At 60.9% G+C, this 21,865-nt stretch carries 17 protein-coding genes and 1 pseudogene; 12 read left to right on the top strand and 6 right to left on the bottom strand.

What is annotated here, in order from left to right:
- Positions 1-9: 9 nt before the first annotated feature.
- A complete protein-coding gene (locus ACZ5RT_RS08030; RefSeq protein ID WP_464454134.1) occupies positions 10-1,668 on the bottom strand; it encodes an acyl-CoA synthetase in 1,659 nt (552 codons plus the stop codon).
- Between the two features lie 128 nt (positions 1,669-1,796).
- Between ACZ5RT_RS08030 and dnaG the strand changes: the two genes are divergently transcribed.
- A complete protein-coding gene (gene dnaG / locus ACZ5RT_RS08025) occupies positions 1,797-3,923 on the top strand; it encodes a DNA primase (RefSeq protein WP_464454133.1) in 2,127 nt (708 codons plus the stop codon).
- A 144-nt stretch (positions 3,924-4,067) separates the two neighbouring features.
- Here dnaG and cysE read toward each other — a convergent pair whose 3' ends face one another.
- Together cysE and ACZ5RT_RS08015 are read right to left on the bottom strand one after the other, a co-directional pair.
- Positions 4,068-4,835, bottom strand: a complete 768-nt coding sequence (gene cysE / locus ACZ5RT_RS08020) for a serine O-acetyltransferase (protein ID WP_291928842.1) — start codon at positions 4,833-4,835, stop codon at positions 4,068-4,070.
- An 11-nt stretch (positions 4,836-4,846) separates the two neighbouring features.
- Positions 4,847-5,578: an RNA methyltransferase gene (locus tag ACZ5RT_RS08015; protein ID WP_464454132.1), complete on the bottom strand. Its 732-nt coding sequence runs from the start codon at positions 5,576-5,578 to the stop codon at positions 4,847-4,849.
- A 149-nt stretch (positions 5,579-5,727) separates the two neighbouring features.
- Here ACZ5RT_RS08015 and ACZ5RT_RS08010 point away from each other — a divergent pair, with 149 nt between their 5' ends.
- The 3 genes from ACZ5RT_RS08010 to ACZ5RT_RS08000 all read left to right on the top strand — a co-directional run bounded on the left by ACZ5RT_RS08010 (position 5,728) and on the right by ACZ5RT_RS08000 (position 10,360).
- The gene (locus ACZ5RT_RS08010; protein WP_464454131.1) at positions 5,728-6,672 is read left to right on the top strand and encodes an inositol monophosphatase family protein; all 945 of its coding nucleotides are present in this window, start codon (positions 5,728-5,730) and stop codon (positions 6,670-6,672) included.
- A 3-nt stretch (positions 6,673-6,675) separates the two neighbouring features.
- Complete coding sequence (gene mutS / locus ACZ5RT_RS08005) at positions 6,676-9,468, top strand: DNA mismatch repair protein MutS (protein ID WP_464454130.1); 2,793 nt, start codon at positions 6,676-6,678, stop codon at positions 9,466-9,468.
- A gap of 88 nt (positions 9,469-9,556) precedes the next feature.
- Positions 9,557-10,360, top strand: a complete 804-nt coding sequence (locus ACZ5RT_RS08000) for an alpha/beta hydrolase (protein WP_464454129.1) — start codon at positions 9,557-9,559, stop codon at positions 10,358-10,360.
- A 379-nt stretch (positions 10,361-10,739) separates the two neighbouring features.
- Here the strand turns inward: ACZ5RT_RS08000 and ACZ5RT_RS07995 are convergent, their stop codons facing one another.
- Positions 10,740-11,564 carry an undecaprenyl-diphosphate phosphatase gene (locus ACZ5RT_RS07995; protein ID WP_422171976.1) on the bottom strand — a complete coding sequence of 275 codons (825 nt, stop codon included), beginning with the start codon at positions 11,562-11,564 and terminating at the stop codon, positions 10,740-10,742.
- A 248-nt stretch (positions 11,565-11,812) separates the two neighbouring features.
- Here ACZ5RT_RS07995 and ACZ5RT_RS07990 point away from each other — a divergent pair, with 248 nt between their 5' ends.
- From ACZ5RT_RS07990 to ACZ5RT_RS07970, 5 genes are all read left to right on the top strand, one after another.
- On the top strand, positions 11,813-12,190 hold the full coding sequence (locus tag ACZ5RT_RS07990) for a DUF2306 domain-containing protein (RefSeq protein WP_464454207.1): 378 nt from the start codon (positions 11,813-11,815) through the stop codon (positions 12,188-12,190).
- A gap of 87 nt (positions 12,191-12,277) precedes the next feature.
- On the top strand, positions 12,278-13,390 hold the full coding sequence (locus tag ACZ5RT_RS07985) for an alpha/beta hydrolase family protein (RefSeq protein ID WP_464454128.1): 1,113 nt from the start codon (positions 12,278-12,280) through the stop codon (positions 13,388-13,390).
- A gap of 7 nt (positions 13,391-13,397) precedes the next feature.
- Positions 13,398-14,531, top strand: coding sequence for a sensor histidine kinase (locus tag ACZ5RT_RS07980; RefSeq protein WP_464454127.1), 1,134 nt, complete (start codon positions 13,398-13,400; stop codon positions 14,529-14,531).
- A gap of 120 nt (positions 14,532-14,651) precedes the next feature.
- On the top strand, positions 14,652-15,479 hold the full coding sequence (locus tag ACZ5RT_RS07975; protein ID WP_464454126.1) for a LytR/AlgR family response regulator transcription factor: 828 nt from the start codon (positions 14,652-14,654) through the stop codon (positions 15,477-15,479).
- 160 nt (positions 15,480-15,639) lie between these two features.
- Positions 15,640-15,969, top strand: a complete 330-nt coding sequence (locus ACZ5RT_RS07970; RefSeq protein ID WP_464454125.1) for a retropepsin-like aspartic protease family protein — start codon at positions 15,640-15,642, stop codon at positions 15,967-15,969.
- Here ACZ5RT_RS07970 and ACZ5RT_RS07965 read toward each other — a convergent pair.
- Entirely contained in the window at positions 15,966-16,331 is a 366-nt protein-coding gene (locus ACZ5RT_RS07965) for a hypothetical protein (protein WP_464454124.1), read from the bottom strand. The genes ACZ5RT_RS07970 and ACZ5RT_RS07965 overlap by 4 nt on opposite strands.
- Before the next feature lie 162 nt (positions 16,332-16,493).
- Between ACZ5RT_RS07965 and ACZ5RT_RS07960 the strand changes: the two genes are divergently transcribed.
- The 3 genes and pseudogenes from ACZ5RT_RS07960 to ACZ5RT_RS07950 all read left to right on the top strand — a co-directional run bounded on the left by ACZ5RT_RS07960 (position 16,494) and on the right by ACZ5RT_RS07950 (position 21,067).
- Entirely contained in the window at positions 16,494-18,329 is a 1,836-nt protein-coding gene (locus ACZ5RT_RS07960; protein WP_464454123.1) for a glutamine--tRNA ligase/YqeY domain fusion protein, read from the top strand.
- 179 nt (positions 18,330-18,508) lie between these two features.
- Positions 18,509-18,838: pseudogene (locus tag ACZ5RT_RS07955) on the top strand (hypothetical protein).
- A gap of 12 nt (positions 18,839-18,850) precedes the next feature.
- Complete coding sequence (locus ACZ5RT_RS07950) at positions 18,851-21,067, top strand: metallophosphoesterase (RefSeq protein WP_464454122.1); 2,217 nt, start codon at positions 18,851-18,853, stop codon at positions 21,065-21,067.
- Between the two features lie 133 nt (positions 21,068-21,200).
- Here ACZ5RT_RS07950 and ACZ5RT_RS07945 read toward each other — a convergent pair whose 3' ends face one another.
- Positions 21,201-21,806 (bottom strand): GIY-YIG nuclease family protein, encoded by a 606-nt coding sequence (locus ACZ5RT_RS07945; protein ID WP_464454206.1) that lies wholly within the window; start codon positions 21,804-21,806, stop codon positions 21,201-21,203.
- Positions 21,807-21,865: the final 59 nt, after the last annotated feature.

The raw sequence follows: 21,865 nt of genomic DNA, 5'->3' as shown, positions 1-21,865 counted from the left end.
CGACAAACGTCAAACGTCAATCGCCGCAGCAGATCCGGCCTGCTTGCGCAATTCAAACTTCTGGATCTTGCCCGTGCTGGTCTTGGGCAGCTCCCCAAACACCACGGCACGCGGCACCTTGAAGCCCGCCAGATGCTGCTTGCAGTGCGCCACGATGTCTTCGGCCGTGACCTGTGCACCCGCCTTCAGTTCAACAAAGGCGCAAGGCGTCTCGCCCCAGCGTGGGTCGGGTTTGGCCACCACCGCCGCGGCCAGCACGGCGGGGTGGCGGTAGAGCACGTCTTCCACCTCGATCGAGGAGATGTTCTCGCCGCCCGAGATGATGATGTCCTTGCTGCGGTCCTTGATCTTGATGTAGCCGTCGGGGTACTGCACCGCCAAATCGCCACTGTGGAACCAGCCACCCGCAAAAGCCTCTTGCGTGGCCTTGGGGTTTTTGAGGTAACCCTTCATGGTGATATTGCCCTTGAACATGATCTCGCCCATGGTCTCGCCGTCTTGGGGCACGGGCTGCATGGTTTCGGGGTCGAGCACGCGCACATCGCGCTGCAGGTGGTAGCGCACACCCTGGCGGGCATTCAGGCGGGCCCGATCACCAATGTCCATGGCATCCCATTCGGGGTGTTTGGGGCACACCGTGGCCGGACCATACACCTCGGTCAGGCCATACACATGGGTCAGGTCAAAACCCATTTGCTCCATGCCTTCGATCATCGAGGCCGGGGGCGCTGCGCCCGCCACCATGGCCTTGATCCCGGCTGGCACGCCTGCCTTCATGGCCGCCGGGGCGTTGACCAGCAGGCCGTGCACGATGGGCGCGCCGCAGTAGTGCGTGACGCCATGGTCGCGCATGGCGTCGAAAATCGCCTGCGCGTCCACCTTGCGCAAACACACGTTCACCCCCGCACGCGCCGCCACGGTCCACGGGAAACACCAGCCATTGCAATGGAACATGGGCAGCGTCCACAAATAAGCGGCGTGCTTGGGCATGTCCCATTCCAGGATGTTCGAGATCGCGTTCGTCGCCGCCCCCCGGTGGTGGTAGACCACGCCCTTGGGGTTGCCGGTGGTGCCGCTGGTGTAGTTCAGCGCAATCGCATCCCATTCGTTGCCGGGCAGGCTCCAGGCAAATTCGGCGTCCCCTTGGGCCACAAAGGCTTCGTAAGTGACCGCGCCGAGCTTTTCGCTGGCCCCGGTGTACAACGCGTCCTCCACATCGATCACCAGCAAAGGCCGCGTGGACTGGCGCAGCGCGAGGGCTTTTTTCATCACGCCCGAAAACTCCGGGTCCACGACCACGGCCTTGGCCTCGCCATGGTCGAGCATGAAAGCCACGGTTTCCGGGTCCAGCCGGGTATTGAGTGCATTGAGCACCGCCCCGACCATGGGGATGCCAAAGTGTGCCTCCACCATCGGCGGCGTGTTGGGCAGCATCACGGCGACCGTGTCGTTTTTGCCAATGCCCGCCTGCGCCAGCGCACTGGCCAATTGGCGGCAGCGGCGGTAGGTGGTGGCCCAGTCCTGGCGCAAATCGCCGTGCACGATGGCCAGGCGCTTGGGGTACACCTCGGCGGTGCGTTCAATGAAACTCAGCGGCGAGATCGGTGCGTGGTTAGCGGGGGTCTGGGGCAAATCCTGGTCAAAGATGCTGACTTTGGTATCGGTCATGAAGGGTTCCTGTTGCGACTGACGGTTGGATGTTGAACAGTTTGCCTGACCCGTGGCTGAAATCCATGCTGGTTTGCCCCGAAACCTGCACGGGATGAACCGCCCTTATCGGCGAAAATAGCCCGCTTATGGCCATCCCCCAGTCTTTCATCCAGGAGTTGCTGTCCCGCGTCGACGTGGTCGAGGTGGTGGGCAAGTACGTGCAACTCAAGAAAGGCGGCGCCAACTTCATGGGTCTGTGCCCCTTCCATGGCGAAAAGTCCCCCAGCTTCAGCGTCAGCCCCACCAAACAGTTTTTCCACTGCTTTGGCTGCGGCAAAAACGGCAATGCCATCGGTTTCCTCATGGAACACGCGGGCATGACCTTCATTGAAGCCGTGAAAGACCTGGCCCAGCAAACCGGCATGGTGGTGCCCGAAGAACAACAGTCTCCAGAGGACCGCGCCCGCGCCGCCGCCGCCAAGGCCAAACAAGACAGCCTGAGCGATGTGCTCGAAAAAGCGGGCGAGGCTTACCGCGAACAGCTCAAGATCACGCCCCGCGCCATCGACTACCTCAAAGGGCGGGGCCTGTCTGGCCAGATCGCCAAGCGCTTTGGCCTGGGTTACGCACCCGAAGGCTGGCGCAGTTTGGCCAGCGTGTTCCCCAAATACGACGACCCGCTCTTGGCCGAGTCGGGCCTGGTGATCGTCAACGAAGAGGACGACAAACGCTACGACCGCTTTCGGGACCGCATCATGTTCCCGATCCGCAACATCAAAGGCGACTGCATCGGCTTTGGTGGGCGGGTGATCGGCAGCGGCACCCCCAAATACCTGAACTCGCCCGAAACCCCGGTCTTTCACAAAGGCCGCGAGCTGTACGGCCTGTACGAGGCCCGTGAAGCCCTGCACAGCGCGGGCTATGTGCTGGTGACCGAAGGCTACATGGACGTGGTGGCGCTGGCCCAGCTCGGCTTTGCCAACGCCGTGGCCACGCTGGGCACGGCCTGCACGCCCGAGCATGTGCAAAAGCTGTTTCGCTTCACCGACTCGGTGGTGTTCAGCTTTGACGGCGACGGCGCAGGCCGCCGCGCCGCCCGCAAGGCGCTCGACGGTGCCCTGCCCTACGCCACCGATGTGCGCAGCATCAAGTTCCTGTTTTTGCCCGCCGAACACGACCCCGACAGCTATGTGCGCGAATTCGGACAGGAAGCTTTTGCCGAGCAGATCAAGCAAGCCATGCCCCTGTCGCGCTTTTTGATCGAAGCGGCCAGCGCCGACTGCGACCTGCAAACCGCCGAAGGCCGCGCCCGCCTGTCCAGCCAAGCCCGACCACTGTGGCAGCTGCTGCCCGAAGGCGCCCTCAAACAACAACTGCTGTCGGAGTTGGCCCAGCTGATCCAGCTGGAAACCGCAGGCCTGGAAAAACTGTGGGGCCAGCAAACGGCCAGTGAAAAGCGCTTCGCGCCTGCGGCGCGGGGGCCTGGCGCTGCGCCCTCCTCCACCTCTGCCGCCAACGCTGCTTTCAGCCAGGCCGCCAGCGCGGCGAGTCATGAATTACAGCCATTCGAGCCGCACTACGGCGAACCGCCCGCTTGGGGCATGGATGCCGCTCAGGCGGGCAGCGCACCGGGCTACGCCAATACCTACGGCAACGCGTATGGCAACGCAGGTGGAAACTTCTCAGGCGGTGGCAACTGGCCCCGCAAAAATTCCAACTGGACGCCGGGCAGCAAGTTTGGCAACAGCAAATACAAACGCGAGCAGCCCCCGGTCTACACCGGCCCGCGCACCGTGCCCGCCAGCCGGGCCGACCACGCCGCGCGCCTGCTCCTGGGCAATATGGCGCTGTGGGAAACCCTGGCGGGCGAAGACCACGCCATGCTGTGCGCCCTGCCCGCTCCCCACGGCCCGCTGTTTGCCTGGCTTGAATCGCAGTTCCATGAACAAGGGGCTTTGGGCTGGTCCACCCTGCGCGAGCACATGCAAGGGCAGCCCTTTGCCGAGGACGCCACCCGCTGGATGGCACAGGACAAACTGAGCGCCATGGCCGGCAGCGAAGACACCACACCACCCGACCCGCAAGAGGCCCGGCAGGAGCTGCGCCGACTGCTCAACATGCTGATGATCGACCGCCTCAAGCAGCTCGAAACCGAAGCCCTGACCCAGGCCAGCACCGGGCAAGACCCCGAAGCCCAACAACGCTGGCGCAGCCTGCATGAGCGGCGCAAAGCCTTGATGGCGGCAGCGGCGGCACTGCAAGCCTCGCCTTGAAGATTCGGCCGCAGGGGCGGCCTCCCACAAAATACCGGCAGTCCCTCTGAAGTGGGAGGGAGCCCCTGCTCGCGAATGCCTGATCAGCTCAAGCCTGATTTCGGGCGCAGGGGCAGCTTCCTACAAGGCCTTGTCAGGCAGCGCTCACTTGCCCACCAGCTGATTGAACTTGTCCGCCTCGAAGGTCTCGCGGGTGGCGGCATCGCCGGGCATGGGCACCTGCTGCTGGGCGCACAACTGCGCCAGCGCTTTCCAGATCATGGCGATCTGGTGCTCTTGCCCGGCTGCGTTGTCGATCAGGCCACGCAGCGCCTGGCTGACCGGGTCATCGTCTTGGGTGATGCCGTAAGCCGTGAACTTGCGGTCGGTGCCCGACACATCGGCACTCTCGCCCGCTTTGGAGGGGATGATGCGCGCCGGAATTCCCACCGCCGTGGCCCCGGCAGGCACCGGCTTGATGACCACCGCATTGCTGCCGATCTTGGCCCCATCGCCCACCTCGAAGCCGCCCAGCACCTTGGCCCCGGCGCTCACGACCACGTCTTTGCCCAGCGTGGGGTGGCGCTTGGCGCCTTTGTAGAGCGATGTCCCGCCCAGCGTCACACCCTGGTAAATCGTGCAGCCGTCACCAATTTCGGCCGTCTCGCCCACCACCACGCCCATGGCGTGGTCAAAAAACACCCGCTCGCCAATCTTGGCCCCCGGGTGGATTTCGATGCCGGTCAAACCGCGCGACACATGCGAAATGAAGCGCCCCAGCCACTTGAAGCCGTGGTTCCAGCACCAATGCGCCCGGCGGTGCAACACCAAGGCGTGCAGCCCCGGGTAACAGGTCAACACCTCCCAGGCGGTGCGAGCGGCAGGGTCCCGGTCAAGGATGCATTGGATGTCGGAGCGGAGGCGAGAAAACATAGGCTTTGAGTCTATCGCTTGGCGCTGGCGTTTTGGATCATGGCCTTGGCCACCCCGCGCAAGATGTGGATTTCTTCCGGGCTCAAGTCGGCCCGATTGAACAACTGGTTCAGGCGCGGCATGAGCTTTTTGGGCGCGGCCGGGTCCCGAAAACCGATGTCGGTCAGCGCCTGCTCCCAATGCGTGAGCATGCCCGCCACCTGCTGCGCGTCGGCCTTGTCTGCAGGCGGCACGGCGTCTTGCACCGGAAAACCACCCAGCGCCACCCGCCAGTCGTAGGCGATGACCTGAATCGCCGAGCCCAGATTGAGCGAGCCGAACTGCGGATTCGTCGGGATCGACAGCGCTACATGGCAGCGGTACACATCCTCGTTTTTCATGCCGAAGCGCTCGGAGCCGAACAAAAACGCCACGCTCTGCGCGGGGGCTCCCGCTTGCGTCAGCTCGGCAAAGTGCTCGCGAGGCGAGCGGGTCGGCGGGCCAAAGTCGCGCGGCGTCATGGCTGTGGCGCACAAATGGGTCACGCCGTCCAAGGCTTCTTCGAGCGTCTCAACCACGCGGGCCTTGGCCAGCACATCGTTGGCCCCGCTGGCACGCTGGATGGTTTCTTCCTTGCGCAGCACATTGGGCCAGCGCGGCTTGACCAGGACCAGGTCGTCAAAACCCATGACTTTCAGGGCCCGGGCGGCGGCGCCCACGTTGCCCGCGTGGCTGGTTTCTATCAGGATGAATCGCGTTTGCATGCCCCGATTGTCCACGCTGCGAAGCGTCAGCCCGCAGGCGCCTCTGCGCTGCATGACGCCAAAATGACGGTCCGCCCTGCTTTTCATGAGAAAATCCCCACTTCGCCATCGCGATCGTGCGTGGGCCAGTCCAGTTCTTCACACAATTCATGTCGTCCAATCTCCACCCCATGCTCAACGTGGCCATCAAGGCTGCACGCGCCGCTGGCGCCATCATCAACCGTGCTGCGCTCGACGTTGAAGCGGTTCGCATCTCGCAAAAGCAGGTCAATGACTTCGTCACCGAAATCGACCACGCCAGCGAAAAAGTCATCATTGACACCCTGTTGACCGCCTATCCCGACCACGGCATCCTGGCCGAGGAATCGGGCAGCACGCATGGCAACCCGCTCGCTGACCACATCTGGATCATCGACCCGCTGGACGGCACGACCAACTTCATCCACGGCTTCCCTGTTTACTGCGTGAGCATTGCCCTGCAAGTGCGCGGCAAGATCGAGCAAGCCGTCATTTACGACCCCACCCGCAACGACCTGTTCACCGCCACCAAAGGCCGTGGCGCCTTCATGAACGACCGCCGACTGCGCGTGAGCAAGCGCACCCGACTGCAGGAATGCATCATTTCCACCGGTTTCCCCTTCCGCAAGGGCGACAACTTCAACCAGTACCTGCGCATGATGGGCGATGTGATGCAGCGCACCGCTGGCTTGCGCCGCCCGGGTTCCGCAGCGCTCGACCTGGCCTATGTGGCCGCAGGCTTCACCGATGGTTTCTTTGAAACGGGTCTGTCCCCCTGGGACGTGGCTGCGGGCTCGCTGTTGGTCACCGAAGCCGGGGGCCTGATCGGCAACTTCACGGGTGAGTCCGACTTCCTGGAACAAAAAGAATGCCTGGCTGGCGCGCCGCGCATTTACGGCCAGCTGGTCACCATTTTGGGCAAGTACAGCAAATTCGCCAGTGCGGGCGACAAAGCCGCCGTGCGCACCGCGGTCGAAACCCTGAGCCGCGACCGCGCCTCGGACAGCGGCGAACCGGAAGCCGAGGTCGCAGCCGACCCCGCTGACGGCACCGAACCCAAAGACGCACCGTTTTAAGCCATGTCAGCGCTCGACCTGAGTGCCCACACCCCCATGATGGCCCAGTACCTGGCCATCAAGGCGGAATTTCCTGACACCCTGGTGTTCTACCGCATGGGCGACTTTTACGAGTTGTTCTTTGCCGACGCCGAAAAAGCCGCCAGTCTGCTCGACATCACCTTGACGCGGCGCGGCCAGTCGGCCGGACAGCCCGTGGTCATGGCGGGCGTACCCTTCCATTCGGTCGAAACATATTTGGCCCGGCTGATCAAGCTGGGCGAATCGGTGGCCCTGTGCGAGCAGGTGGGCGATGTGGCCACAGCCAAAGGCCCGGTCGAGCGCAAAGTGGTGCGCGTGGTCACCCCCGGCACGCTCACCGACTCCGAACTTCTGCCCGACAAGAGCGAAGCCATTTTGCTGGCCGTGCACCAGGCCCCCAAAAACCGCTGCGGTCTGGCTTGGCTCAGCGTCACGCAAGGCGTGGTGCACCTGGCCGAATGCGCACAGGACGAGCTGGCCGACTGGATCGACCGCATTGGCCCCAGCGAACTGCTGGCCAGCGCGGGCATGACGCCCACGTTTGAGCAAAAACTGCGCGCACTCAAGACCACCGGGCGCGGCAGCTGGGCCCTGGCCCTGCGGCCTGATTTTCAGTTTGACGCGGGCCTGGGCCAACGCAAACTGCTCGAACAACTGCAAGCCGCGTCGCTCGCCGCCTGGAGCGCAGACGCCTTGGCCGACGCGCACGCCGCCGCTGCCGCCTTGCTGACTTACGCCGAACACACCCAAGGCCGCAGCCTGCCGCATGTGCAACGCGTGCAGGTGCAGCGCTCGGACGCGCTCATTGACCTGCCCGCCAGCACCCGCCGCAATCTCGAGTTGACGCAGACGCTGCGTGGCGAGGATTCACCCACGCTGTTCTCGCTGCTCGACACCTGCATGACCGGCATGGGCAGCCGCTTGCTGCGCAACTGGCTGCTCAGCCCGCCGCGAGAGCGCGAAGTGGCACGGCAACGCTTGATGGCGATTGACATTCTTTCGTCACTCCCGCGCACGCGGGAATCCATGGATCCCCGGGTCAAGCCCAAGGATGACACCCTCCTGTCATTCCCGCGCATGCGGGAATCCATGGATCCTCGGGTCAAGCCCGAGGATGACGTCAATGAAGTTATGCCCCAGGATGACGCAAATGGGGCGGAGGGCCATTTGCAGCATTCCGGCCCCGTTTACAAACGCCTGCGTGAACAGCTCAAAGGCGCAAGCGATGTGGAGCGCATCACCGCCCGCACCGCGCTGCGCCAGGTGCGCCCGCGCGAGCTGGTGGCCCTGCGCCATGCGCTGGCGCGTGCGGCCTCGCTGTCGGTGCAATTGCAAGCACTCCAACCTGAAACCGGCACGCTTTTGGCTGGCATGGCCCGCTGGCTCACGCCGCCCACCAACTGCGCCGAGCTGCTGCAAATGGCCTTGCTCGAAGAGCCCGCTGCGCTGGTGCGCGACGGCGGCGTGATCGCCGACGGCCTGGACGCCGAACTGGACGAGTTGCGCGGCATCCAGACCAACTGCGACGCCTTCTTGCTCGACCTGGAAACCCGAGAAAAAGAACGCACAGGCATCGCCAACCTGCGCGTGCAGTTCAACAAGGTGCACGGCTTTTACATCGAGGTCACGCAAGGCCAGCTCGACAAAGTCCCCGATGACTACCGCCGCCGCCAGACCCTGAAAAACGCCGAGCGCTTCATCACCCCCGAGCTCAAAACCTTTGAAGACAAGGCCTTGTCAGCGCAAGAGCGGGCTTTGGCCCGTGAGAAATGGCTTTACGAAGGCCTGCTCGACCAGCTGCAGCCTTTTGTGCCTGCGCTCACCGCACTGGCCCAAGCCATGGCCAGCCTGGACGTGCTGTGCGCGCTGACCGAGCGCTCGCTCACCCTGAATTGGTGCGCGCCCGAGTTCACCAAAGAGCCGTGCATCGAAATCCGCCAAGGCCGCCACCCGGTGGTCGAGGCGCGCCTGGCTGAAATGTCCGGCGCCAGCTTCATCGCCAACGACACGGTACTCGGCCCACGCCAGCGCTTACAGATCATCACTGGCCCCAACATGGGCGGCAAATCGACCTACATGCGCCAGGTGGCACTGATCGTGCTTTTGGCCAGCATCGGCAGCCATGTGCCCGCCAGCCGCTGCCGACTCGGCCCCATCGACGCCATCCACACCCGGATCGGCGCGGCCGATGACCTGGCCAACGCCCAATCGACCTTCATGCTGGAGATGACCGAAGCCGCGCAAATCCTGCACAGCGCCACACCGCACAGCCTGGTGCTGATGGACGAGATCGGGCGCGGCACCTCGACGTTTGACGGCCTGGCTCTGGCCAGCGGCATCGCCACACACCTGCACAACAAGACGCAAGCCTTTGCGCTGTTTGCCACGCACTACTTCGAGCTCACCGAATTCCCGGCCACGCACACTGCCGCCGTGAACATGCATGTGAGTGCGGCCGAATCTGGCGCGTCCATCGTGTTCTTGCACGAGCTGCAACCCGGCCCCGCCAGCAAGAGCTATGGCGTGCAGGTGGCACGCCTGGCGGGCATGCCTGCGGCGGTGCTCAACCACGCCCGCCACGCGCTCAGCGCCCTGGAAGCCGGGGCCAGCGAAAGCCGCCAGCAAGTCGACCTGTTTGCGGCCCCGCCCGAGGCCGAAGCCGCAGGCCCATCCCCTGTGGAAGCGGCGCTGGCCCAAATCAACCCCGATGCCCTGAGCCCGCGCGAAGCGCTCGACGCCTTGTACGCCTTGCAGCGCCTGCTGCCCAAAAGTTAAAGCGTGGGTTTGAGCGAATGCCTGCACTCACCTTGGCCCACGCGGTCGCAGTGACGATCTCCTACAACCCCAGTGCAGGACCACACCCATGACCCCACGCATCATCTTCTCGCACGGCAACAGCTTTCCGGCCAGCACCTACCGGGTCATGCTCGACAACCTGCGCCAGCGCGGCTTTCAGGTCGATGCGGTCGAGATGTATGGCCACGATCCCCAATACCCGGTCACCAACAACTGGCCCCATCTGGTGGAGCAACTGGCCGACTTTGCACGCGACAAACAAGGCGATGGCGAACCCGCTTTCCTCGTTGGCCACTCGCTGGGCGGCATCCTGAGTTTGATGTGTGCAGCCCGTCACCCCGAACTGGCGCGGGGTGTGGTGCTGATCGACTCGCCCGTGCTGGGCGGCTGGCGGGCCACCACCCTGGGCCTGGCCAAACGCACGGCTTTGGTCGGCTCCCTGTCACCAGGGCGCATCAGCCAAAAGCGCCGGAATCACTGGCCCAGTGCACAAGCCGCGCTGGACAGCTTTCAACACAAAAAATCCTTTGCGCGTTGGGACCCACAGGTTCTGCAGGACTACATTGCCTACGGCACCCGCGACGAGGGAGGCCAGCGCGTGCTCAGCTTTGACCGCGACATCGAAACCGCCATCTACAACAGCCTGCCCCACAAACTCGATAGCCTGCTCAAGCGCAAACCCCTCAAATGCCCCGCCGCCTTCATCGGCGGCACACACTCGGCCGAAATGCGGCAAGCGGGTGCCGAGTTGACGCACAAGGTGGTCAAAGGCCGCGTCATGATGCTCGACGGCTCACACCTCTTCCCCATGGAAAAACCGCTGGCCACGGCTGCGGCAATCGAGGCGGCACTGCGCAATATTGGGGTTTGAGGGATGCGCGGCACACGGGCCCCAAATCTGTGACACCCAATCCCACAAGCACATCAAACCTGGCCGAAATAGCACGTCACACCCGGCTTGACCGGGTGTCCATCGGCGCACCCCTTCAATGCCTGAATCAAGCGACAAAGTCAAACCACCATGGATACCCGCATGCGCGGGTATGACAAACCATGGACGTCGCACACAGCCCCACAAGTACTTCACGCCCGGCCAATCAGGACGTCACACCCGACACAACTAGCACGTCACACCCGGCTTGACCGGGTGTCCATCGGTGCGTCACAGCAACGCCCGAATCAAGCCAGCATAAATCCCCGCATGCGCGGGTATGACAAGCCTTAGACGTCAGGCGCGGCCAATGAGAGGCTCAAGCCGCCCAGGTCACCAGCCCGCTGTAGCTGGTGCCCAGCACCACCAGACCGAACACGATCCGGTACCAGGCAAACACCTCGAAGCTGTTGGTCGAGATGAACTTGAGCAGCCAGCGCACACAAACCCAGGCGCTCAAAAACGAGAACACCAGGCCCACCGCGAACATCGGTGCATCGGCCAGGCTCAACAAGGCACGGTCTTTGTACAGGCTGTAAGCCCCGGCACCGATCAGTGTGGGGATCGCGAGGTAAAAGGAAAAGTCGGTCGCCGCCTTGCGCGACATGCCCAGCAGCATGCCGCCGATGATGGTCGCGCCGCTGCGGCTTGTGCCTGGGATCATGGCCAGACACTGCACCAGACCCACCTTCAAGGCGTCTTGCCAACGCATGTCTTCCACTTCGCCAATGCGCACTTTGCTGGCCGGGCGTCGCTCGGCCCACAAAATGATGAAACCACCAATGATGAAACTGGTCGCCACCACGGCGGGCGTGAACAGGTTCGCCTTGATGGCCTTGCCAAACAACAGACCCAGGATCACGGCAGGCACAAAGGCGATGAACACATTGAGCGCAAAACGCTGGGCATCGGCGCTGCGGGGCAAGGCGCGAACGGTGGAGCTGATTTTTTGCCAGTACACAATGATCACCGCCAAAATCGCCCCCGTCTGAATGGCGATGTCGAACACCTTGGCTTTGTCATCGTCAAAGCCCAGCAAAGCCCCGGCCAGAATCAAATGCCCGGTCGACGAGATCGGCAAGAACTCGGTCAAACCCTCGACCACGCCCATCACGGCGGCTTTCAGCAACAACATCAGGTCCACAAACGCTCCTCGAAAAACTGAGGGGATTATCGTTGCTTGGGCATGGCTGCCTCCACAAATTCGGCGCACACGCCCATTGGCGTGCGCCATTCACACCCGCCCATGGCATCTCGCGCCGCGTGAACTGTCTGCCGTCGCAAACGCATTGAAAAACGGCACCTGACACGCCACAGTGCAGGCACCTCAAGCCACTCAAGAGTAAAAACGTGCCGCTACCCTCATCCCTGACGCCCACCATCGCCGTCCACATGAGCATGGCGCTCAGCGCCGTCGCCCTCGGCCCTTGGGTCCTCTGGGCCCGCATGGGCGCAACCCTTCGCCCCCAACTGCACCGCGCCCTGGGCTACGCCTGGGTCACCTGCATGCTGGGGGCGGCGCTCACGGGCTTGTTCATCCGCGACTTCAGGCTGCCCAACCTCTGGGGCTACACGCCGATCCATTTGCTCATTCCCCTCACCTGCTGGAGCCTGTTCCGGGCCTTCCGGTTTTTGGCCCAAGGCAACATCCCCGGCCACCGCAAAACCATGCAATGGCTGTACTTCAACGCCTGCATTGTGGCGGGCGCTTTCACCCTGCTGCCCGGGCGCTATTTGGGTGACTTGGTGTGGAGCCAATGGTTGGGTTGATCGAGCCAAGGTCTTCAAGCCGTGCACGACAAGCATCCACAACGCTCACCAAGCGCGAGCCACAACAAAACCCATGAAAAAAACTGTATGAACACCCCCCTCCAAACCTTCACCCGCATGGCGTGCGCCTTCACCTTGCTGGCCACCAGCGCCAGCCATGCGCAAGTCCCGTCTGTCGGCATGCGCCAAATCCAGTCGAACGGCATGACCGTCACCTTGGTCTACCCCACTGCGGCAGCGGCTCAAGACGTCACTTACGGCGCATTCACGGTGCAGGTCGCCAGCAACGCAGCGCCTTTGCCAGCAGATTCAACAGCGGCATCGGGCAAACGGGCGCTGATTGTCTTGTCGCACGGGACCGCAGGCAGCGCATTACCCGACCACACGCTGGCCGCCACGCTGGCCCGCGCCGGTTTTGTGGTGGCTCAGCCCGAACACCGGGGTGACAACTGGCAAGACTTCAGCCGCGCCGGACCCGAAAGCTGGAAAACCCGCCAGCAAGACGTGAGCGAGACCATCGACGCCGTGGCGCGTGACCCGGCACTGGCCGAGTTGGTGGACACCCGTCGCGTGGGCGTGCACGGCATGTCGGCGGGCGGCATGACCGGCCTGGTGCTGGCCGGGGCGCAGTGGCGCATGCTCAATCTGGTGCAGCACTGTGCGCAAAACCTGGATGAAGACATCGGCTTTTGTCTGAACGGCTTGGGAGGAAAGACCTGGCACCAACTTCAGCGCAAAGCGCAATTTTTCATGGCGAAGGTTTTGACCGAAAGCAACGCCCCCGACAACTTGAAAGAGGTGCACGGCGGCAATGCCAAGGCAACTGGCCAAGGCCATGACCCGCGCCCCGACCCCCGTGTGGCAGCTGTCAGCCTGGCCGTGCCCGTCGGGGTCATCTTCACCCCCGAAAGCCTGGCGCGTATCCGCATTCCCGTGAGCCTGAGCACATCGGGCGATGACGGTGTGCTGCTGCCCCGCTTTCACAGCCAACATGTTTTGCAGCACTGCAAAACATGCAGCACCCTGTCGGACCACCCGCAAGCGGGTCACTTTGACTGGCTCTCGCCCTGGCCTGCCAGCGTGGCCCAAACCGTGGCCGCCACCCAAATGCGCGGTGGCTTGCCCAAGCCCGAATTCACCCACGCAGACCGCCAAAAAGCCTTCGACCAGATCGCGTTATTCTTCAAACAAAAGATCTAAATCAGCCATGAACACCAACACCCTGCTTGCCTGGCTCCCGCCCCATCACCGTCGCCCCATGCTCCAACGCTTGCTGATCGTCTGGGCCGTGGCCTTTTTGATCAGCTTAGACAACTGGAACAGCAACTTGGCCAAAGGAGACCCCAGCACCTTCGATGTGTCGCTGATTTATGCCTACGCCATCTCCACCTTCATCTGGCTGCTGACCGATGTGCCGCGCTTTGCCTTCAAGCGCCTGTTGCACTCACCCGCGCCCTACTACTGGCCGCCTGCGCTGCCCGCCGCGCTCATGCTGTTGGTGGGCATTCCGCTGGGCTATGTCTTGGGCACGCTGGTGGGCGACGCTTATTCAGGCAAGTCCACTTGGGAGTTGTGGCACTTCAACCGCAACCGGTTTTGGGGCCTGATGGTCAGCGCCCTCGCCATCAGCTTCGCCTTCGTCGTGTATTTCAGTCAACGAGGCAAAGCCGAATCGCTGGCCAATGAGGTGACACAAGCGCAGCTCATGCTGCTGCAATCGCAGCTGGAGCCGCACATGCTGTTCAACACCCTGGCGCATTTGCGGGCATTGATCGGCCAAGACACCGCACGCGCCCAAGCCATGCTGGACCACCTGAACGACTACCTGCGCACCACGCTGCAGGCCACGCGACTGCCCGTTCACCAAGCGCTGCACCCACTGGGCGACGAGTTCTCGCGATTGAGCGATTACCTGAGCCTGATGGCCATCCGCATGGGGCCACGCATGGCGTTTGAGCTGGACTTGCCGCCCGCCTTGGCCACCGCGTCCGTGCCGCGCTTCATCCTGCAGCCGCTGGTAGAAAACGCCATCCGCCACGGCCTGGAGCCCCAGGTCAGCGGCGGCCGCATCGAGGTGCAGGCCCGCGCCGAGGGTGCGCAGCTGCTGCTGACGGTGCGCGACAACGGCAGCGGCATCAGCGAACTGGCGCTGGCCGATGCAGCCCGCCCACTGCAGGCAGACGGCGCACAAGCCGGAACCTCTTGGGGCCTGATTCATGTGCGCCAGCGCCTGCTCACCCTGTATGGCCCACTCGCGGGCATGCACATCAGCCCCTTGCCCACGGGCGGCACCTGCGTGGTGCTGACTTTGCCTTTGCACAACCCGCCCGCCAAAGCCTGAAATGTTGGCCCACGCTCTCCCCGCAGGTCGGCGGCTTCAGCCCCGACATGAGCCTGCGCTAAAACAAACAACGTCGGGGCTGAAGCCACCGACCTACAAAACCTCACCAACACCCACCCCATGAACACCCCCGCCACCGCCCTGATTGCCGAAGACGAGCCCCTGCTGGCGCAAACCCTGGCGAACGAACTGCGCGCCTTGTGGCCCGGCATCCACATCGCAGCCACCGCTGGCGACGGTCTGAGCGCCGTGCAACTGGCGATGCAACACTGCCCCGACGTGCTGTTTTTTGACATCCGCATGCCCGGCCAAAGCGGGCTCGAAGCCGCCGCCGAGCTGGCCGAAGAATGGCCCAGCCATACGCCCTTTCCGCTGCTGGTGTTTGTGACCGCCTACGACCAATACGCCATTCAAGCCTTTGAGGCACAGGCCGTGGACTACGTGCTCAAACCCGTGCGGGCCGAGCGACTGCGGCAAACCGTGACGCGGCTGCAAAGCGCCCTGCAGCAACGCGCCCAACACACCCCCACCCCCGACCTGCAACAAGACCCGGTGCTGGCACAACTGCGCGCACTGCTCAGCTTGCGCACCGAAACCACCCACTCCGAGCCAGCCCTGCCACCACTGCAACTGCTGCAAGCGAGCGTGGGCAAAGCGCTGCGCATGGTGCCCGTGGCTGAGGTGCTGCGCCTCGAAGCCGCCGACAAATACGTGCGCGTGTTCACAGTGGATGGCAGCGAAGTGCTGCTGCGCACCCCACTCAAAGAAGTCATGCAACGGCTCGACGCGCAAGTGTTCTGGCAAATCCACCGAGGCTCTGTGGTGCGCGCCAGCGCCATCGACAGCGTCACCCGCGACGACACGGGCCGCTTGAGCCTGCGCCTCAAAGGCCATGCCGACACCTTGGCCGTGAGCCGCCTGTACGCCCATTTGTTCAAAGCCATGTGAGTGCACCGCCAAAGATTTCTCGGTTTCTCCTCAGGCTCACCACCGTCATCCCGGAATCGATCCGGGATCCATGTTTTCGTTCGGGGAAACGCGAGCCCCCCCCCAGAAGATGGACCCCGGGTCAAGCCCGGGGTGACAGATAAGGGCCCGGCATTTTCATGTGGAGGGCGAAGTCAACCGCCAGCCTGTGCGCTTTTTGGTGGACACCGGGGCCAGCCATGTGAGCGTGAGCGAAGCGCTGGCCACCCAGGCCGGGCTGCCAGCGGGCCAGAGCATCACCTTGAATACCGCCAACGGCCAGCGGCCCGGCCAGCTGGTGCGCAGCGTGCCCGTGCGGGCGGGGCACCTGGTGCTCAACGATGCCAGCGTCACCGTGGGCCTGAGCGGGCTTCGGCCCGAGCAAGCCCTGCTGGGCCAGGACTTCCTGAAGCACTTCGATGTGGAAATCCGCCGCGACAAGATGGTTCTGCGTCAGCGGCCACCATCCTAGCGATAGCCCCAGCCGCCGCGCCCGTATTCGCGGTCATCGTGCCGACCATGCTTGCGCTCATCGCCCTTGAAATGATGGCCATGGCCATGCCCCCAACCATAGGCCGGGCCATGAACCTGAGGCACATAAACCACACGGGGTGGCGGAGGCGGCGCGTAAATCACCCGGGGCGGCGGGCTGTAAATCACCGGACCGGGCACGCCCACCTGGGCATACACCGGGAAATGGCCGATGCGCGAATGCACGGCCACCGATGGCTCGACCACCACTGGATGGGCGCAACCCACCTGTGCCAATCCCAAGCCCAGCAGGCCAAACAAGGCGAGGGCTCTTGAAAAAGACGGTTTGAACGAATAAGGCATGACAAAGGTCCTCTGATGGCGTTGGCTTTTCTTGAAAGCGGACTCCCTGGGCCTTTAGCGCGGCAGCCCACGGTTCGGTGCACCGCCAGCGCTTTACAGTGGTGTCCATTCGTAACCGGCCCGGCAAAGACTGGCACGCGCCACCCCCTAAAATCAGACGCTATGACCACCCCCACCGCCCCGAACAGCCCCGCCGACAACGCCGACCACAAAGTCAGCAACTTCCTGCGCCAAATCATCGAAAAAGACCTCGAACTTGGCACCTACGCCAGCCGCCGCTGGGCGGGCAGCCCGGGCGACGCCGCGCACCACGCCAAGGGCCAACCCGACCCGGCCAAGATCCGCACCCGCTTTCCGCCCGAGCCCAACGGCTACCTGCATGTGGGCCACGCCAAAAGCATCTGCATCAACTTCGGGCTGGCCAAGGAATACGGCGGCGTGTGCCACCTGCGCTTTGACGACACCAACCCCGAAAAAGAAGACACCGAATACGTCAACAGCATCATCGACGCCGTAAAGTGGCTCGGTTTTGACTGGGCGCAATTGGGCCAAGCCCCTGGCAGCGCCGCCCCCTACCAAGCCAGCGACTACTTCGACTTCATGTACCGCGCCGCCGAAGCCTTGATTGAATCCGGCCACGCCTATGTGGACGAACAAAGCGCCGAAGACATGCGTGCCAACCGGGGCGACTTCGGCAAGCCCGGCGTGGACAGCCCCTTCCGCAAGCGCACCGTCGCAGAAAACCTGGCGCGCTTCCGCGAAATGCGCGACGGCAAGCTGGCCGATGGCGCCGCCGTGCTGCGTGCCAAGATCGACATGGCCTCGCCCAACATCAATATGCGCGACCCGGCCATCTACCGCATCCGCCGCGCCACCCACCACCACACGGGCGACACCTGGTGCATCTACCCGATGTACACCTTTGCCCACCCGATTGAAGACGCGCTGGAGCAAATCACCCACAGCATCTGCACGCTGGAGTTTGAAGATCAGCGCCCGTTTTACGACTGGCTGATGGAGCGCCTGTGCGAATGCGGCCTGCTGGCCGCGCCCAGCCCCAAACAATACGAATTTGCCCGCCTGAACCTGACCTATGTGATCACCAGCAAACGCAAGCTGGCGCAACTGGTCAATGAAGGCAAAGTCAGCGGCTGGGACGACCCGCGCATGCCCACCATCGTGGGCCTGCGCCGCCGGGGCTACACGCCTGAGAGCCTGCGCCTGTTTGCCGACCGCATTGGCGTGACCAAGAGTGACAGCTGGATCGACTACAGCACGCTGGAAGGGTGCCTCCGCGAAGACCTGGAAAACAAAGCCCACCGCGGCATGGCCGTGCTCGACCCCGTCAAGCTCGTGCTGACCAACTGGGCCGAGGCCTTTGGCAGCGACGGCTACACAGAAGATTGCACCCAGCCCGCCCTGCCCCACAGCGCCGTGCCCGAAGGCAAAACCCCGCCTGCCGACCGAGTGTTCAAAATCGGCAAAGAAGTGTGGATCGAGCGCGAAGACTTTGAAGAAGTACCGCCCAAGGGCTACAAACGATTGTTCCCCGGCAACGTGGTGCGCCTGAAAGGCGGCTACGTGATCGAATGCACCGGCTGCGCACGCGACGCGGCGGGCAACGTGACCGAAGTGCACGCCAAAGTCATCCCCGGCACCAAGAGCGGCACGCCCGGCGCCGACAGCGTCAAAGCCAAAGCCGCCATCACATGGGTGAGCGTGGCCGACGGCGTGCAAGCCGAGGTTCGCCTGTACGACCGCCTGTTTGCCGAAGCGCATCCTGATGCGGGTGGCAAAGACTTCTTGCAATCGCTCAACCCGGACAGCTTGAAAGTGGTGACGGCCTATGTCGAGCCGTCACTGGCCCAAGCGCAGCCGGACCAGAAATTCCAGTTTGAGCGCTTTGGGTACTTTGTGGCCGACCGCTTGGATCATGTGGCGGGAAGCAAGCCGGTTTTTAACCGGGTGACGGGGTTGAAGGACAGCTGGGGGAAGTGAGGCCGCAGCCGGTGCTGGGCCAGATCACGGCTCAGCACCTGATAGGGTCAGGCCAGTGCTACGCCTGACCATCTCCAAAGAATCCAATAAGATATTTGTGGGTTAATTTTTATTCTTTAATGGCTTAAAACAGTTATCAAAGGGTTAGTATTCTGTGCACACGACATCGCTAAACGGCGCTGCGCAATGGACCCGAACAATTGACTGCATCTCTCATACCTTGGGCGCTTAAGCCCCTTAGCCAGAACTCAGATCTGAGCCTGTTCGACCGTCTATTTGCAGAAACGCAACCTGACGCGAGCGGTAAAGACTTCTTTCAAATCCTCAACCCGAACAGCCTGAAAGTGGTGACGGCGTATGCGGAGCATTCACTGGCTCAGTCATAGCCGGGCCAAAATTTTCAGTTTGAGCGGTTTGGGTACTTTGTGGCGGACCGCCTGGATCATGTGGCGGGAGCGAAGCCGGTGTTTAACCGGGTGACGGGGTTGAAGGATTCTTGGGGAAAATAATCAGGAGGAAAAATGACAATCACCTATGCAGAAGTACTAAACGCATTCCAACCAGCAAAAGAAATTACTGACCCAACAAAATTCAGCGGACGAAAATCTGAAATAGAAAAAGGGACTCAACTACTTCTGACAAAGGACCATGCCTTCATTTACGGATATAGAGGTATAGGAAAATCCTCAATCACCAGACAAATTCAACTTATAGCCAGCGGAAACTCAAATCTACTAAATGATCTTGAGTCAGATCTTCAAACCGCGACACTAGACTACGCCACATGCTATCTCGCACGAGATGGCTCAATAAACAACGTAAACCAACTACTCCATCGAATCTTAATCGACTCTTCGTGCTTCGCGCAGTTTCCTGAACTTCACAATCAGTTCGGCCAAACACCTAACACCTACAATCTAGGGCCTAGCTTAAATGGGCAACTTGTGGCTGATTTTTGGACCCGCGCCTCCTATATTGCGAGCAAACATAAGCATGGACTCGCAATCTTCATTGACGAGTTTGAGGCTATCAAGCATCACGACGGCTTCGCCTCTTTACTTAAAGCAGGTAAAGAGGGCGTAGTTTTCATCATTACGGGCATAGGAACAACAGAGACCGAACTAATTAGAGATCACAGCTCTATAGGCAGGCAACTCTCAACCGGAAAAATTCCACTTCCCCCAATGACTCAGGACGAATTGCTTCGAGTGATTAAAAATGCGGAGAAGTCCATAAATCATGAGATCTGCTTCACGGAAAACGCAGCACGAAAACTCGCCGAAATTTCCCAAGGCCAACCCTACCTATTACATTTAATAGGGAGGCAGGCACTTCTTACAGCCTACAAAGACAAAAAGAACAAGGTTGACTCAGCAACGCTCGAGAATGCACTTTCACAAGTAGCCAAGGAGCAAGTGGCATCAGAGTTAGAAACAAGATACCTGAAGGCGATTGGCGACTCACCGCAACGCGAAATCGTTCTACGGGAGTTTGCAGAGAGTTGTTCCCCTAAAACTCACACCTCCGACGTCTACCCAACTATCTCCAAAGCTGGCGTTACCAACCCCTCTTACTACACAGGGGATCTCCAGAAAGTTAGCTTGGGAGCTGAAATTCGAAAAGATGCCGAAAAGTATTATAGTTTTAAGGACCCTCTATTTCAAGCTTATATTAAAGCAACACCACCAAGGCTTGGAAAGATAAATAGCGTAAAAAAAGTCAAGCCAAAGACCCCCGAAAAGAAACAAGAAATTCTCCATTTCTCAGACATCCATTTTGGGGAAAAACATTACTTCTCGTCCATTCCGGCAGCATCAGATCGAATCCCAGATACAGACAAACCAACATTTGAATCAACCATCATTGACACGATAACGCGAGAACGCATCTCGCCATCCTTGATTGTCGTTAGCGGAGACTTTACGCACAAAGGAACAACCTCCGAATTCAATAAAGCACACACATCATTAAACTCCATTATTCATCATTTCCAGAACAACGAACTTCCCGAACCAAGACTGGTAACCTGCCCAGGTAATCATGATGTGAATTGGGAATCAGCGAAGTCGGACCCCGAAGCAAGATATCTCGCTTATCAAGCGTACATGGCTTTTAAAAACAAGCTTCTAAACAGCAAAAGAATTGAATCTGGCATCGATCCCGAGCGGATTTACGACATCACGACGCTTGACACCAATCCCGGGATTCTTTGTCTCTCACTAAATTCAACCGTTGTCGAGAATCCAAGCGATCACAGAGGGTACATCGGACACACGCAAGTTCAAAATGCACTACGCGAAATCGAAGGGATAACAGATTCAATCAATCACATTAGGATTGCCGTTTTCCATCACCATCTTGTGCCTGTTCACTCTACCGATATGAGCATAAAGGCAGAGGAGGTCATGGCTGACACAGCAAACATAAAGCAAAATCTACACAGCGCCGGATTTTCTTTGGCGCTTCACGGCCACAGACATCACAGTCATGCCGAGCAAATTACTTCAGCCAATGGGAACCAACTGCTGGTAATAGGATGTGGAAGCAGTGGTGTAGACAAGTCAGAACGCGGCGAGCAGCCATTGCAATTCAACAGAATTACGATCACTGAAAAAAAGCAAAAAATCGAAGTCGAGCTAAGGACATATCAATATGATGCTCAGCAGCGCACATGGATCGTCCCCTCCCAGCAACCTATTAAGATTTTTGCGTTTGCACCCAGAAAGATTAGCAAGTAAACGCACCAATGCATCGGGGCATGAGGCAACGGGATCAGGTCTTGCCTTTTGCCCACAAACCGAATCGGTGACGATGCACGCATTGATCTTTGAGCGTGCGGATGACCCTCTCCACAATGCCGTTTTGCTCAGGTCATTCTTGACCGCTGTGCGTGTCGTCGTAGATCTCGTGCAGCGACTTGCCGTTGAAGGTCCAGTGCGGTGAGGGTTGAATGGCGTAGTCTTTGGGCAAACCCAAAACGACGCGAGTGGCCGCCGACAACGAGCATTCTTGACCTTCAAACATTACCTTCTTTTCGCTCGTCACCGTTGCTTGGCGGCTGCCATCTTTGAAGACGAGCACCGATCCGCTGGCTATGCCCAGCTCATGGAAATTCATGCGTGGGCGGCGGGCTTCTTTCATCACCTCTGCGGATTGTTTGTCCGCCGCATCGGTGTCCGCCTCTATGGTTTTTTCCACCGCGTCGGTGATGTCCTCGACCTGTAAAAGCTTCAAGACGGCGATCACCCGGTCCGCTTCGATTCGAAAGAACTCCCGGTTGGGGTTGATCCGGTCTTTGCCAAACGCATAGTGCAAAGCGCGCTCCACTTCGCTTGCGTCTTTGACTTGACACGCAAACGCGCAGTCGTAAGGCACAGGCACACCCGTGCTGTAAAGCTGCTTCATCCGCGCTTCCACCTCCATTTGGGTGGTCATGCCAATTTTGATCAGCCCTGGCATGGCGGGGTTGGTCAACACGTAAACGATTTGGTTGGAGTCGATGGACATGGGGGGCAAAAAAACGGATGGACAGCTTC

This window comes from Limnohabitans sp. TEGF003 (genome assembly GCF_055395455.1).
Note: the sequence above shows the minus strand (reverse complement) of the source record. Positions and strands in the feature narration are given on the sequence as shown.

What these genes read in the sequence shown, in the direction of transcription:
- ACZ5RT_RS07950 (WP_464454122.1), top strand. Translation starts at nt 18,851, where the DNA reads ATGACAATCACCTATGCAGAAGTACTAAACGCATTCCAACCAGCAAAA.
- ACZ5RT_RS07980 (WP_464454127.1), top strand. Translation starts at nt 13,398, where the DNA reads ATGAACACCAACACCCTGCTTGCCTGGCTCCCGCCCCATCACCGTCGC.
- cysE (WP_291928842.1), bottom strand. Translation starts at nt 4,835, where the DNA reads ATGTTTTCTCGCCTCCGCTCCGACATCCAATGCATCCTTGACCGGGAC.
- ACZ5RT_RS07975 (WP_464454126.1), top strand. Translation starts at nt 14,652, where the DNA reads ATGAACACCCCCGCCACCGCCCTGATTGCCGAAGACGAGCCCCTGCTG.
- ACZ5RT_RS08010 (WP_464454131.1), top strand. Translation starts at nt 5,728, where the DNA reads ATGTCGTCCAATCTCCACCCCATGCTCAACGTGGCCATCAAGGCTGCA.
- mutS (WP_464454130.1), top strand. Translation starts at nt 6,676, where the DNA reads ATGTCAGCGCTCGACCTGAGTGCCCACACCCCCATGATGGCCCAGTAC.
- ACZ5RT_RS07985 (WP_464454128.1), top strand. Translation starts at nt 12,278, where the DNA reads ATGAACACCCCCCTCCAAACCTTCACCCGCATGGCGTGCGCCTTCACC.
- ACZ5RT_RS07965 (WP_464454124.1), bottom strand. Translation starts at nt 16,331, where the DNA reads ATGCCTTATTCGTTCAAACCGTCTTTTTCAAGAGCCCTCGCCTTGTTT.
- ACZ5RT_RS07960 (WP_464454123.1), top strand. Translation starts at nt 16,494, where the DNA reads ATGACCACCCCCACCGCCCCGAACAGCCCCGCCGACAACGCCGACCAC.
- ACZ5RT_RS08015 (WP_464454132.1), bottom strand. Translation starts at nt 5,578, where the DNA reads ATGCAAACGCGATTCATCCTGATAGAAACCAGCCACGCGGGCAACGTG.
- ACZ5RT_RS07990 (WP_464454207.1), top strand. Translation starts at nt 11,813, where the DNA reads ATGAGCATGGCGCTCAGCGCCGTCGCCCTCGGCCCTTGGGTCCTCTGG.
- dnaG (WP_464454133.1), top strand. Translation starts at nt 1,797, where the DNA reads ATGGCCATCCCCCAGTCTTTCATCCAGGAGTTGCTGTCCCGCGTCGAC.
- ACZ5RT_RS08000 (WP_464454129.1), top strand. Translation starts at nt 9,557, where the DNA reads ATGACCCCACGCATCATCTTCTCGCACGGCAACAGCTTTCCGGCCAGC.
- ACZ5RT_RS08030 (WP_464454134.1), bottom strand. Translation starts at nt 1,668, where the DNA reads ATGACCGATACCAAAGTCAGCATCTTTGACCAGGATTTGCCCCAGACC.